Origin of the sequence: Streptomyces longispororuber, from assembly GCF_014656095.1 — a bacterium.
GTDB lineage: Bacteria > Actinomycetota > Actinomycetes > Streptomycetales > Streptomycetaceae > Streptomyces > Streptomyces longispororuber.
The window spans coordinates 87,441-100,359 of record NZ_BNBT01000002.1; the positions used below are offsets into that span (position 1 = coordinate 87,441).

Annotated in this window: 10 protein-coding genes and 1 pseudogene; 5 read left to right on the forward strand and 6 right to left on the reverse strand. The window is 76.0% G+C overall.

Annotated features, from left to right (window positions below; all coding sequences use genetic code 11):
* The first annotated feature begins 325 nt into the window (after positions 1 to 325).
* A complete protein-coding gene (locus IE330_RS01040) occupies positions 326 to 970 on the forward strand; it encodes a hypothetical protein (protein WP_190133862.1) in 645 nt (214 codons plus the stop codon).
* Here the strand turns inward: IE330_RS01040 and IE330_RS01045 are convergent.
* Entirely contained in the window at positions 852 to 1,862 is a 1,011-nt protein-coding gene (locus IE330_RS01045) for a DMT family transporter (protein WP_190133863.1), read from the reverse strand. The two genes, IE330_RS01040 and IE330_RS01045, sit on opposite strands and share 119 nt — an antisense overlap.
* Positions 1,863 to 1,893: 31 nt before the next feature.
* Between IE330_RS01045 and IE330_RS01050 the strand changes: the two genes are divergently transcribed.
* The gene (locus IE330_RS01050) at positions 1,894 to 2,424 is read left to right on the forward strand and encodes a MarR family winged helix-turn-helix transcriptional regulator (RefSeq protein WP_373314529.1); all 531 of its coding nucleotides are present in this window, start codon (positions 1,894 to 1,896) and stop codon (positions 2,422 to 2,424) included.
* Positions 2,425 to 2,795: 371 nt separating this feature from the next.
* Positions 2,796 to 4,787 (forward strand): ATP-binding cassette domain-containing protein, encoded by a 1,992-nt coding sequence (locus tag IE330_RS01055; RefSeq protein ID WP_373314530.1) that lies wholly within the window; start codon positions 2,796 to 2,798, stop codon positions 4,785 to 4,787.
* Between the two features lie 154 nt (positions 4,788 to 4,941).
* Here IE330_RS01055 and IE330_RS38630 read toward each other — a convergent pair.
* From IE330_RS38630 to IE330_RS01065, 3 genes and pseudogenes are all read right to left on the reverse strand, one after another.
* Positions 4,942 to 5,025, reverse strand: a pseudogene (locus IE330_RS38630) (maltokinase N-terminal cap-like domain-containing protein); the annotation flags it as partial.
* Between the two features lie 162 nt (positions 5,026 to 5,187).
* A complete protein-coding gene (locus tag IE330_RS01060; protein ID WP_190133865.1) occupies positions 5,188 to 6,903 on the reverse strand; it encodes an ABC transporter ATP-binding protein in 1,716 nt (571 codons plus the stop codon).
* Positions 6,900 to 8,774, reverse strand: a complete 1,875-nt coding sequence (locus tag IE330_RS01065) for an ABC transporter ATP-binding protein (RefSeq protein ID WP_190133866.1) — start codon at positions 8,772 to 8,774, stop codon at positions 6,900 to 6,902. Before IE330_RS01065 ends, IE330_RS01060 begins: the two co-directional genes overlap by 4 nt.
* Positions 8,775 to 9,105: 331 nt before the next feature.
* On the opposite strand from IE330_RS01065, the gene IE330_RS01070 reads away from it, so the two are divergent.
* Positions 9,106 to 9,741, forward strand: a complete 636-nt coding sequence (locus tag IE330_RS01070; RefSeq protein ID WP_190133867.1) for a TetR/AcrR family transcriptional regulator C-terminal domain-containing protein — start codon at positions 9,106 to 9,108, stop codon at positions 9,739 to 9,741.
* A 39-nt stretch (positions 9,742 to 9,780) separates the two neighbouring features.
* Here the strand turns inward: IE330_RS01070 and IE330_RS01075 are convergent, their stop codons facing one another.
* Entirely contained in the window at positions 9,781 to 10,422 is a 642-nt protein-coding gene (locus tag IE330_RS01075) for a response regulator (protein WP_190133868.1), read from the reverse strand.
* A gap of 272 nt (positions 10,423 to 10,694) precedes the next feature.
* Positions 10,695 to 12,101 (reverse strand): sensor histidine kinase, encoded by a 1,407-nt coding sequence (locus tag IE330_RS38635; RefSeq protein ID WP_229925247.1) that lies wholly within the window; start codon positions 12,099 to 12,101, stop codon positions 10,695 to 10,697.
* 268 nt (positions 12,102 to 12,369) lie between these two features.
* On the opposite strand from IE330_RS38635, the gene IE330_RS01085 reads away from it, so the two are divergent.
* Positions 12,370 to 12,858 carry a beta-class carbonic anhydrase gene (locus tag IE330_RS01085; protein ID WP_190133869.1) on the forward strand — a complete coding sequence of 163 codons (489 nt, stop codon included), beginning with the start codon at positions 12,370 to 12,372 and terminating at the stop codon, positions 12,856 to 12,858.
* Positions 12,859 to 12,919 lie beyond the last annotated feature (61 nt).

Sequence of the window (12,919 nt, forward strand, 5' to 3'; positions counted from 1 at the left end):
CAGGTCCCTTCAGGCGTCTGCCCGCTCCGGCGGTGCCCGCGCGGTGCGGCGCTGCCGGAGGGCCCCGGTGACCGGGACAGTGTCCGGGTGCCCCGAGGACCCTGGGGCACACAGGGATCTCCGTCCCCTCAAGCAAGGCACAAAGTCCCCTGCCGCGCAGCCGGTGGCGAGGGCGACGGCAACGGGCGGGCCCGTACCGCCGCCCGAGGGCGCCCCGGGCCCCCGCGGGCGGCCGGGGCGGGCCGTGCGCGGATGTCAGTGGCGGGCCGTACATTCGGGCGATCCGGCACCGCACCACGGCCCCGCAGCGAACAGGACCCCGCACATGGATCTGCCGACCGCCGCCGCGCACGGCGTCGCCCTCGCCGAACGCGTCATTGCCTCCGTCGAGGCGGACCCCTCCCGGCTGGACCTCGGCCCCTCCCCCTGGGCCGGACCGCGGGTGTCCGCGGCTCCGGCGCCGCTGCCCGCCGACGCGCCGGCCGCCGCCGTCTTCCCCAGCGGCCGTCCGCTGCCGCCGAGTCTGCGTCGCTGGCTGGCGTTCGACAGCGGTCTGCTGCGCCGCTCCGGCTGGTTCGGCCCCGGGCACCGCTTCACGCCGCGCACCCTCGGCCGCCTGGCGCGCGACGAGTTCGGCGACGGCTGGGGCGCGTGCTTCGAGCCGCTGTCGGCACGTTTCGACGAGTGCTTCCTGCTGCCCGGCGGTTCCGACTCCCGCCGGGTCCTCGCCACGAACTCCGTCGACGCGTACGGCGAGTACCCGGTGTTCGCGCTCGACGTGGACGACCTGCCGTGCGTGGAGCTGATGTACCCGGGCCTGGACGTGTACCTCGCCGACACCGCGGGGATCGTCACCCGCGGGGGTCCCGGCTACTCCGCGCTCGCCGACGACCCGGCGTACGGGCCGCGGATGCTGACGCACGCGCGCCAGGTGTTCGCGGGCGCGTTCGGCGAGGAGTGCCTGGGGTGACGGCCGGCCGGTCCGGGGCGGGCTCGTGGGGCTCGTCGCGGCGGCCGCCGCGCGCGGGCCGGCCGAGGAGGACTCCCGTCAGGACCAGGGCCATGCCGCACAGTTGCCGCACCGAGAGGGTCTCCGCGGCCGCCACCGTGCCGAGCAGCACGCCGGTGCAGGGGTTGAGCAGGCCGACCAGGCCGACGGTCCCGGCCGGCAGGTGGCGCAGGCCCGCGAACCACGCCGCGAAGGCCAGCGCGGTGGCCACCAGGGCGACGTAGCCGAAGGCCAGGACCGCCGGGCCGGAGAGCGCGGGCGGCGCCCCTTCGGCCACCGCGGCGGCCGGGAGCAGCAGCAGGCCCCCGGCGGTGAGCTGCCAGGCGGTCGAGGCGAGCACGTCGGCCCCGGCGCTCCACCGCTTGGCCAGGACGTAGCCGAAGGACGACACCAGCATGGCGGCCACCGAGGCGAGCACACCGCGGACGCTCGTCCCCTCGGCCCCGGTGAGCAGCATGAGGCACACCCCGGCGAGGCCGAGCACCGCCCCGGCCAGGTGGGCGGCGCCGGGGCGCTCCGCCAGCAGGCACCAGGCGACGAGCATCATCGCCAGCGGGGCGAGCGCCATGACGGTGGCGGCGACGCTCGTCGGCAGCAGGTGCGAGGCGACGTAGACGAGGAAGAAGAACACGCTCACGTTGAGCAGGCCGAGCACCGCCGACCGCCACCACCAGACGCCGCGTGGGCGCTGCCGGCGTACGGCCAGCAGGACGAGACCGGCGGGCAGCGCGCGCAGGGCGGCTCCGTACAGCGGGTGGTCGGCGGGGAGGAACGCGTGCGTGACGTAGTAGTTCGTCCCCCAGGCCACCGGCGCGATGGCCGTCAGCGCCACCCACCGGGCATTAGCTTCCATGGAAGACAATATAACTTCCCGGGAAGCTACTATGGGGCGCATGGAAGAACAGCCGCTGGACCGGGTGGCGCGCATTCAGGCCGAGTGGCGCCGGGAACGGCCGGACGTGGACGTCTCGCCGCAGGGCGTGATCGGCCGCCTGCACCGCCTGGCCGACCGGCTCACCGAGCACCTCTGCCTGGTCTACGACCGGTACGGCCTGTCCGAGGGGGAGTTCGACGTGCTGTGCGCCCTGCGCCGGGCCGGTGAGCCGTACGAACGGGCGCCGGGCGAGCTCGCCGCGCACACCATGGTCACCACCGGCGCCATGACGAAGCGCGTCGACCGGCTGGAGCGGGCCGGGCTCGTCACGCGCCGCCGCTCCGCCGACGACCGGCGCGGCCGGATCGTCGCCCTGACCACCCCCGGGCGCGAGCTGATCGACCAGGCCTTCGCCGACCACATGCGCAACGAGCGCCACCTCGTGGACCTCCTGTCCCCCACCGAGGCCCGGGCGCTCGAAACGCTCCTGACCGCCTGGCTCGACCGCGTGGAGGGGCCCGGTCCGCCCACCGACGCGTGAGGCGGCACGGGGGCGCCGGGCCGCCGCCTCCGGGGCGTACCCCCTGCGGGTGCACCGCGCCGCACGGGTGGTTCGATTCCGCGCTGACGCGAGCCACCGCGAACCACCCGCCACCCCGTCGAACACGGTGGCGACAGTTCGGCCACTTCTCGCCGTTACGGACGGCTGATCAGGTGCGTTCTCCGGGCACGTGCCTTCCCGTCCGGACGAGGAGACGCCATGCGCACCCTTCCCGCACCTGCCGCCGGTCCTCGCGTGTTCGACTGCCTCCCCCCGCCTTCACGGCCGCCCGGGACGCGGGTTGACGCCGTCCGCCGACGAGCGGCGGCGCGTGCACGCGCCGCGGCCGCCTGGGAGGGGGGTGGTCGGGCGTGAAGCGGTTCTTCGGGCGCGTACGCATGGCCGAGCCCGCCGTGTCCCCGGCGGAGGAGGAGCTGTTCGGCGGGCCGCTGCGGTACGACCTGGGCTGGTCCGAGCACGAGCGGGCCCGCTTCGACCTGACGATGCTCACCGCGATCCGGGCGATGCCGCGGCTGGTGCTCGGCACGCTGCGGCGCGCGTGGCGGGCGGACCGGTCGTCGCTGCTCGGCGTCGGGATCAGCGAGGTCGGGCAGGGCGTCGCCGCCGCGGCGAGCCTGCTGGCGGTCAACGCGGTCATGCACGCCGTGCTCGGCGCGGGCGAGCCGGCCGACCGGCTGCGCTCCGCCGTGCCCGCCCTGGTGGTGGTCTCCGCGGTCGCGGTCCTCCGGGCGGGCTGCGCGGGCTGGTCGACGTCCCGGGCCGGGCGGCTCGAACCGCTGGTGGAGCGGGTGGCGACCACCGAGTACCTCGCCGCGGCCACCGCGGTGGAGCTGGAGGCGATCGAGGACCCGGAGTTCCGCCGCCTCATCGACGTGGCCCAGCAGGGCGCGGCCTCGGCCCGCCGCATGATCGGCGCCTGCGTGGCCGCGCTGAACGGCACCATCTCCTTCCTCGCCACGGCCGGTGTCCTGGCCGTCCTGCACCCCGCGCTCCTGCCGCTGCTGCTGCTGATCGCGGCACCCCGGGGCTGGGGCGCGATGCGCGTGGCGCAGGAGCGGTACGCGTCGGTGATGACCTGGGTCGAGCACCTGCGCGCGAGCCGGCTCATCGGCAACCTCCTCACCGAACGCACGGCTGCCCAGGAGGTGCGGCTGCACGGCGTCGGGCCGTTCCTGCTCGACCGCTACCGCGGCATGGCCGAGAGCGCCGAGGCGGAGCAGCGGCGCCTCGCCGACGGCAAGGCGCTGACCGAGCTGGTGGCCGCGGCCCTGTCCGGCCTCGCCATGGCCGGGACGTACGGGGCGATGCTGTGGCTGATCGTGGCCGGGCACATGGAGCTGGCGGTCGCCGGTACGGCGGTGATCGCGGTGCGCTCCGGCGCGGCGGGCCTGGGGTCGCTCGTGATGAACGTGAACGAGCTCCACGAGGAGAGCCTGTACGTCTCCGACCACGAGCGCTTCCTCGTGGAGGCGGCCCGGCACGCCATCCCCCACGGGGGCCGCGACGTGCCCGCCGCCGTCGGCCACGTCGTCCTGCACGAGGTCGGCTACCGCTATCCCGGCCGGGACGAGCCCGCCCTGGACGGGGTGTCGTTGCGCGTGCCGATGGGCTCGGTGGTGGCGGTGGTCGGCGAGAACGGGTCCGGCAAGTCCACCCTGATGAAGATCCTCACCGGGCTGCTGCCGCCCGGGACCGGCTCCCTCCGGTGGGGCGGGGAGGACCTGAACGACCTCGACCGCTTCCAGGTCTTCGACCGCGTCACCCTGCTCACCCAGGACTTCCAGCGCTGGCCGGTCACCGCCGCGATGAACGTGCGCCTCGGCCGGCCCCACCACCCTTGCCACGACGCGGAGCTGGGCGCCTCGCTGGACTTCGCCGGGGCGTCGTCCGTCGTCGCGGAGCTTCCGCACGGTACGCGGACGCTGCTGGCCCGCGTGTTCCGCGGGGCCTCGGAGATCAGCGGGGGCGAGTGGCAGAAGTTCGGCCTGGCCCGCGCCCACTGGCGGGCCCGGACCACCCCGGCCGAGGGCCTGCTCATCGTCGACGAGCCGACCTCCGCGCTCGACCCCGAGGCCGAGATCGAGGCGTTCGACCGCATCCGCCGGCTGGCCGGGCCGCGCCGCGCCGTCGTCCTCGTCACGCACCGCATGTCCGGCGTGCGCCACGCCGACACCATCCACGTCCTCAGCCACGGACGCCTGGTGGAGTCCGGCACCCACGACACCCTCATGGCCGCGAACGGCCGCTACGCCGCCATGTTCCGCACCCAGGCCGCCCAGTACGCCGCGGCCGGTCCCCAGGTACCGCGCCCCGGCACACCTCGCGGGGCGGGGCACGCCTGATCCCCGGCCGATGCGCCCTTCCGCGCCCGCCGGGGCTCCGGCGTCCGGGCCCCGTCAGGAGCTCCCGTCCCCAGGGGCGGTCCGCACGACGGCGAACGTCCCCCGCACGCGGGTGCCGTCCGGAGCGCGCCAGGGGCCGGTGACGTGGCCCGTCCCTTCGCCCCAGCACACCGTGCTCCATGGTGCCGACCAGGGCGTGCTCCGCCCCCTCCAGCGGGGCGCCGCGGTAGGGCGGAGGCGGGTCGATCACGTCGGCGCTGGCCCGCCCACCTTCGCGTCCGGCGCGTGCCGACGGGACGGCGGGCGCGCCTTTCGGCGGTGGCGTACGGGCGTGCCCGTACCGGCACGGGCACGGGCAGGGGCACCAGCACCAGCACCAGCAGGGTGAGCCGGGCGCGGTTCAGCCGCGGGGCATGGGCTCCGCGGTGAGGTGCCAGAAGTGGGCGTAGCGGCCGCCGCGGCGCAGGAGTTCGTCGTGGGTGCCCTCCTCGACGACGCGGCCGGCGTCGAGGAAGACGATGCGGTCGGCGTGCTGGACCGTACGCAGCCGGTGGGCCACCATCACCACCGTCCGGCCCCGCATCAGGCGCTCCACGCCGGCGTGCACGGCCGCCTCGTTGACGGGGTCGAGGGCCGAGGTGACCTCGTCGAGCAGCACGATCGGCGCGTCCTTCAGCAGGGCCCGGGCGATGGAGACCCGCTGGCGCTCGCCGCCCGACAGGCGTGCGCCGCCCTCGCCGACGGGCGTGGCCCAGCCGTCGGGCAGGCGCTCGACCACCTCGTCCAGACGCGCGGCCGCCGCGGCCTCGCGCACCTCGGCGGCGGTGGCGCCGGGGCGGCCGAGGCGGACGTTGTCCTCGATGGTGCCGTCGAAGAGGTAGACGTCCTGGAAGACGATGGCGAACCGCGCCATCAGGTCCGCCGTGGCGAGGGCGCGCACGTCCGCGCCGCCGACGCGGACCGCGCCCGCGTCCACGTCGTGGAACCGGGCGAGCAGGTGCAGGAGGGTGCTCTTGCCCGCGCCCGAGGGCCCCACCACGCCCAGCCGCCGTCCCTCGGGCACGGACAGCGTCAGGCCGTCGAAGACCGTGTGCCCGCCGTGCCGGAACGTGACCGACGCGACCTCGATGCCGTGCCCTGCGGGGCGCACCGGCTCGGCGGGCTCCGGCAGGGGCTCGGTGCGCAGCACCTCGTCGAGGCGGGCCAGTTCGCCGCGGGCTCCGCGCAGGGCGCCGCCGAGGTCGGCCAGCGACAGCAGGGGGTCGGCGCAGCGGGCGGTCAGCACCAGGACGGTCAGCAGCTCCGCGGCCCCGATGCCGCCGTCCAGCGCGCGGTACGCGCCCAGCGCCAGGAGCGCGGAGAACACCGTCTGCACCGTCAGCGTCAGGCCCAGCGCGCCGGGCAGCGCGGACAGCGTCGAGCGGCGGGAGGCGCGCCCCACCTGCCGCAGGGACTCGTCGAGGAGCCGGAAGCGTTCGGTGGTGCGGCCGCCGGCGCGCAGCACCGGCTGGGCCTGGACGTACTCGACGACCCTTCCGGTGGCCTCGCGGTCGCGTGCGGCGCGCCCGGCGTCCTCGGCGGCCGTGGCGCGGCCGGTCAGGAGCTGGATCGCGGCCACGACGGGGACGGCGGCGAGCGCAACCAGGCCGAGCTGCCAGTGCAGGGCGAGGACGACGGCGACGATCGTGAGCGGCGTCACCGCGGCGGAGACGTACGGGCCCAGCAGGTGCGCGACCACGCTCATCGCCCGCAGCACGCCCTGTCCGGCCAGGACGGACACCTCGCCCACCCGGGCCGGGCCGTACCAGCCGAGCGGCAGCCGGGCCAGATGGTCGCCGAGGCGGTGGTACACACCGCGCAGCAGGGCGGTGCCGACGCGGAACCCGGCCAGGTCGCCGGCGTAGCGCAGCGCCGCGCAGGCCGCCACGGCGGCGCCGAACGCGCCCAGCCAGGGCCGGGCGTCGGCGGGCGTGTCCCCGAACAGCGCCCGCAGCACCGGCACCAGCAGGGCGTACGCCAGGCCCTCGGCGACCGCGGCGGACACCATCAGGGCGAGGGTGCGGCGTATCGGGCGGGAGTGCTGGTGGCCCAGCACGCGCAGCAGCATGCGGATCATCGGGGGTGGCCTCCTCGGCGTTCGCCGTCGGACAGGTGCGGGGAGTGCGGGCCGGGCACCTCCGGCGAGCCCGCCGCGTGCCGGGTCCGCCAGAGCGCGGCGAACGTCCCGTCGGCGGCGAGGAGTTCGGCGGGGGTGCCGTGTTCGACGACGACGCCGTCCTGGAGGACCGCGACGGTGTCGGCGCCGATGACGGTCTCCAGGCGGTGGGCGATGACCAGGACCGTCCGGTCGCCCTGCCGCGCCTCCAGGGCGTGGCGGACCGCCCGCTCGGTGTGCGGGTCGGCGAAGGACGTGGCCTCGTCGAGCACCAGGACGGGCGTGTCGGCGAGCAACGCCCGGGCCAGCGCGATCCGTTGCGCCTCGCCGCCGGACAGCCGGGCCTCCTCGCCGATCACGGTGTCGTAGCCGCGCGGGAGTTCCAGGACGCGGTCGTGGACGGCGGCCAGGCGGGCCGCGCGGACGATGTCGTCGTGGTCGGCGTCCGGTACGGCGAGCGCGATGTTGTCGGCGACGGAGGCGCGCAGCAGGCGGACGTCCTGGAAGACGAAGGAGACCTGCCGGTACAGCTCGCGGCTGCCCAGGTCGCGCAGGTCCACCCCGCCCAGGCGGACGGAGCCGCCCGTCGGGTCGGCGAACCGCGGCAGCAGTCGGACCAGCGTGGACTTGCCGCCGCCCGACGGACCGACGAGCGCGGTGACCGTCCCCGGCTCCAGGGTCAGGTCGACCCCGCGCAGGACGTCGTGGCCCGGCTCGTGGGCGAAGCGGACGCCGCGCAGCTCGACCCGGTGGCCGCGCGGTGCGACGGGGTGCGCCGGTTCGGGCAGCGGTTCCACGGCGAGCACGTCGCGGACCCGGCCGAGGGCGCGGCGCGCGGCCTGTATGTCGTCGAAGCCGTGGCCGAGCGCCGCCACGGGGGCGGTGAGCCCGAGCCCGAGCAGCAGGAACGGCAGCAGGTCCGCCGGGTCCAGCCCGCCGCCGGTGATCCGCGCCGTACCCCCGATCAGTACGGTCAGCAGCACGACCGGGGGCGACAGAACGAGCTGCATGGCCGCGGCGACCGGGGAGATCCCGTGCACCCAACGCCGGAAGGCGGCGACGAAGCCGTCGGCGGCGGCGCGGAACTCGCGGTGGGCGCGCTCGCCCCCGCCGAAGGCCTTGACCACCGCGATGCCCTGCGCGAACTCCACGGCGGAACCGGCGATCCGCTCCATCGCCGCGTCGAAGTCGGCCTGTTCGCGCTGCCGGGCCGGGGTCATCATGAGCGGCACCAGCGCCACCGCCGCGACCACCGGGATCAGGGTGACGAGGGTCAGGCGCCAGTCGACGGCGAGCAGGTAGACGAGCGACACCAGCGGTACGACGAAGGCGGAGACCAGCTCGCCCGGGGTGTGGGCGACGAGCGGGTGGACGGCGCCGACGTCGTCGCCCACCAGCTTGGCGAGTTCACCGCTGCGGCGGCGGGAGAGCCACCCGACGGGCACGCGCCCCAGGTGCGCGGCCAGCCGCCGGCGCAGGTCCAACTGCACCCGGCCGTCCAGGAGATGGCCGGTGCCCGCCGCGGCGGCACCGCACAGCAGCCGGACGAACAGGCCGAGCGCGCCCGCGAGCACGACCCACCGGACGTGCTCGCGGTCGACCGGGCCGGGGGCGAGCAGGGTCCGGCCCAGCTCGACGACCGCGAGCGACGGCGCGAGGCCCGCGAGGGCGCCGACGACCTGTAGGGCGACCACGGCGGCGAAGCCGCCCGCGTACGGGCGCAGGAGGCCCGGAGGGCCGCCGCCCTTCGGGGGGCGCGCCCGCGGTGGGGCGCCGTGCTCCGGGGGCCGGGTGGACCGCTGTTCCGTCCTGGCGAGTTCGGTGCTGGTCATCGCCCTCTCGACTTCCTGTCCCGTTGTCGTCCCGGGAGGGGTGCGCTCGTCGGACTGCTCGGGTGGCCGTACGGAACGGGCCGGTCCGGCCGTCGCCCCCGCTCGCCACCCCGGTGCCGCTGCCGCGCACCACGGGATTCTTACGACGTAAGACTGTGTCCGGACGGTATACTTACGCCGTAAGAATGGTCAACCCGCGATCAGAACGGCCCCGTTCGGCCCGAGAGCGGCCCGGAACGGGGCGGCAGCGGACCGGAGCCAGCCCGGACCGGGGGCGTCCGGTGCGGAGGGGGCCGGGTGCGGAAGGATCCGATGCGGAAGGAGAGGCGCCATGGCGGCCAGCAGGGCCCGTGGACAGCGCGTGGGGCTCACGCGGACGGCCGTCCTGGAGGCGGCCGTGCGGCTCGCCGACCGGGAGGGGCTGAAGGCCCTGTCGATGCGACGGCTCGGCGCGGAGCTGGGCGTGGAGGCGATGACCCTCTACCACCACGTGCCGGGCAAGGACGCCCTGCTGGAGGGGATGATCGAGCGGATCGTCGCGGAGGCCGTGCCCCCGGAGTTCGGCGCCGCCACCTGGCGGGAGGACCTGCGCGCCTACGCCCGGGCGCTGGTGGAGGTGCTCGGCGCGCATCCGTACGCGGTGTCGCTGCTGCTCTCCCGGCCCGCCATGACGCCCCGCAACCTGCGGACGATGGAGGCCGTGGTGGAGATGCTGCACGGAGCGGGCTTCGCCCTGCCCAGGACCCTGGACATCATGTACGCGCTGACGAGTTTCGTCGTGGGGCACGCCGCCGCGCAGGCGGGCGAGGCCGACGGCGCGGGCCGGCTGGCCGAGCTGGACCCCGAGGCCTATCCGCTTCTGGTCGGCGCCGCCCGGCAGTCCGGCGAGGACGCGGCGGGGGCGCGTTTCGACTTCGCGCTGGAGGCGCTGCTGGCCGGGTTCGAGAGGGAACTCGCCACCACCTGACGGCCGGGCCGCGCTCCCCCGGCGGGGCCGCGGCTCGGCCTAGCCGAGCAGGCCCGCCTCGTACGCCACGATCGCCGCCTGGACGCGGTTGGCGACGCCCAGTTTGGCCAGGGTGCGGCTCACATGGGCCTTCACCGTCGCCTCGCTCATGAACAGGGCACGGCCGGTCTCCGCGTTGGACAGGCCACGGGCCACCGCGCGCAGCACCTCCTTCTCGCGGTCGGTGAGCGCGGTCAGCCGGTCCCTGGCCTGCTCCGTGCGCGCGGGGACGCCGGTCGCGTAGTGCCGGATGAGGCGGCGGGTCACGGTCGGCGCGAGCATCGCGCCCCCGGCGGCCACGGTGTGGACGGCAGCGATCAGGTCGCGCGGCGGCGTGTCCTTGAGCAGGAAGCCGACGGCGCCCGCGCGCAGCGCGTCGTGCACGTACTCGTCGAGGTCGAAGGTGGTCAGCATGACGACCTTCGGGGCTCCCGGCGCGGCCGCCGCCCGGGCGGCGGCGGCCAGACCGTCCATACCGGGCATGCGGACGTCCATGAGCAGGACGTCCGGGCGGTACCGGGCGGCGGCCCGCACGGCGTCGGCGCCGTCGGCGGCCTCGCCGACCACGGTGAGCGCGGGCGCCGACTCGAGGATCCGGCGCAGCCCGGCCCGCACCAGCGCCTCGTCGTCGGCGATCAGCACGCGGACCGCGTCGGCCGTGCGCGCGGCCCGGCGACCATCCTCAGCTCCGGGGCCGGCCCGGCGGCAACTTTCGGCCCCGGGCCCGGCGTGGCGACAGTCCCCCGTCCCGGGCCCGGCTCGGCGACACTCCTCGGCTCCGGGCCCGGCCCGTGAGCAGTCCCCCGTCGCGGGCCCGGCCCGGCAGCAACCCTCGGCTCCGGCGTGGCCGCCCGCTCCGGCCCCCGCTCCCGTCCCGGCACAGCCGCCCACCGCGGTTTCGTCCCCGCTCACGCTCACCGTCCCGCCCCTCGACGCCCCGTCGGAATGTTCGCCCGTACCACGAAGGCCGCCCCGGGCTCCGGGCCCGCCCGCAGCCGTCCGCCCAGGAGTTCCAGGCGTTCCCGCAGGCCCACCAGGCCGAGCCCGCTGCCGGGCAGGGGGTGCCACGAGGGTGCCTCCGGCGCGGAGTTGCGGACGCTCACCGCGAGGCTGTCCGGCAGGTAGCGCACGGACACCACGACGGTCGTACACCCGGCGTGCTTGTGCACGTTCGTGAGCGCCTCCTGTACGACGCGGTGCGCGGCCCGCTCCACCGCCGCGGGCAGCGGGCGCCGTTCGCCCTCGTCGTGCCGCTCCACCGTGAGGCCCGCGGCCCGGGACGCGTCGAGGAGGCGGTCGAGATCGGCGAGACCCGGCGCGGGAGCGCGGGGTTCGGCCGCCGTGCCGGGGGCGCGCAGCACGCCGAGGACCTCCCTGAGGTCGGTGAGGGCCTCACGGCCGGTGGCGCGGACCAGCTCCGCGGTGCGCGCGGTGTCGTCGTCGCGGGCCGCCACCTCCAGGGCCCCGGCGTGCAGCACCATCAAGGAGACCTTGTGCGCCACGACGTCGTGCATCTCCCGGGCGATGCGGGCGCGTTCGGTGATGCGCGCCTGCTCGGCGCGCGCGGCGTGCTCGCGCTCCAAGGCCGCGTGCTCGCGCTCCAGAGCCGCGTGTTCGCGTTCGAGGGCCGCGTGCTCGCGCTCCAGCGCGGCGTGTTCGCGGGCGAGGGCGGCGTGTTCGCCCTCCAGCCGTCCGGCGCGCTCGGCGAGGGCGGTCACCACCTGCCGCCTGGCGCGTACCCACAGGCCGATCACGAGCGGCATGCCGATGACGAACAGCGGGGACAGGCCCCGTTCCACCGGCGTGATCGCGTGGTCGGGCCCGAGCGGGAAGTCGGTGCCCAGGGCGTGGTGCAGCGCGGGCACACCGAGGAGCAACGCCCCGCCGGCGGCCCCGGCGAGCGCGATATGGGCACCGCGCCGCAGCGTCGTGCCCGCGTAGTAGGACGCGGCGAGGAAGCCGGGCCAGGAGGAGAACAGCACCGCCCCCACGGCGGTCGCCGCGAACAGCGGCCACGGGTGCCGCCGCGCCACCGCCGCGGCCGCCGCGGACACGGCGGCGCACGCGATGATCGCGCCGCTGCGGACGGCCTCGCTGTCGGCCGCGACCGCCCACCACGCGGCCGGCCACGGCAGGGGCTCCACCGGGGACGCGAAACGGTCCGCGGCGAGCACCAGGTCGTCCGACAGGCGGTCCGAGTAGAAGACGAGCGTGACCGCGAACACGGCGAGGCCGACCACCCACGTCCGGCGCGCCCCGGCACCGCGCGCCGCCGCGCCGTACGCCGTCACCGCCCCGCTCGTCGCCGTCCCACCCGTCACCGCCCCACCGGAACTCACGCCGGAAGTCACGCCGGAAGTCACGCCGGAAGTCACGCCGGAAGTCTAGGAAGGCGCCGCGGCCCCGCGAATCGGCCGATCGTCTCGACGCGTACTACCTGAGGATGACATCGCCCGTCGCTCCGCTCTGTTGCCCGCGTGTTGCAGGACCGTGGCCGAACGGCCCGACGGCTTCCCCGTGGTCGTGCCCCTCATTACGGTGCCGTGCGAAGGGAACCGGAGAGCCCTGGTCCCAGAAGGTGAGGACGCCGTGTCCGCGACCGACGAGTACCTGACCAACAACACCGCGTACGCGGCCTCCTTCCGCGGTCCGCTGCCCCTCCCCCCGTCCCGGCAGGTGGCGGTCGTCGCCTGCATGGACGCCCGGCTGAACGTGTACGCGCTCCTCGGCCTCGGTGAGGGCGAGGCGCACGTCATCCGCAACGCGGGCGGGGTGGTCACCGACGACGCGATCCGTTCGCTCGCCATCAGCCAACGCCTGCTGGGGACCCGGGAGATCATCCTGATCCACCACACCGACTGCGGCATGCTCACCTTCACCGACGACGACTTCAAGCGGCGGATCGAGGAGGAGACCGGGCTGCGTCCGCCGTGGGCCGCCGAGGCGTTCCGCGACCTGGAGGACGACGTACGCCAGTCCGTCCGGCGCGTCACTTCGAGCCCGTTCGTCCCGCACACCGCGTCCGTCCGCGGCTTCGTCTTCGACGTCGCCACGGGACGCCTCAGCGAGGTGAAGTAGCGGCGGTCTCCCGGGAGTGCGGTTCCCTACCGTTACGGTGTGACCGGTCCGGCCGGTCGGC

Bases quoted from the DNA above. Each gene is read 5' to 3' on its own strand.
- IE330_RS01060 (WP_190133865.1), bottom strand. From the start codon at position 6,903: ATGATCCGCATGCTGCTGCGCGTGCTGGGCCACCAGCACTCCCGCCCG.
- IE330_RS01050 (WP_373314529.1), top strand. From the start codon at position 1,894: ATGGGGCGCATGGAAGAACAGCCGCTGGACCGGGTGGCGCGCATTCAG.
- IE330_RS01065 (WP_190133866.1), bottom strand. From the start codon at position 8,774: ATGACCAGCACCGAACTCGCCAGGACGGAACAGCGGTCCACCCGGCCC.
- IE330_RS01045 (WP_190133863.1), bottom strand. From the start codon at position 1,862: ATGGAAGCTAATGCCCGGTGGGTGGCGCTGACGGCCATCGCGCCGGTG.
- IE330_RS01070 (WP_190133867.1), top strand. From the start codon at position 9,106: ATGGCGGCCAGCAGGGCCCGTGGACAGCGCGTGGGGCTCACGCGGACG.
- IE330_RS01040 (WP_190133862.1), top strand. From the start codon at position 326: ATGGATCTGCCGACCGCCGCCGCGCACGGCGTCGCCCTCGCCGAACGC.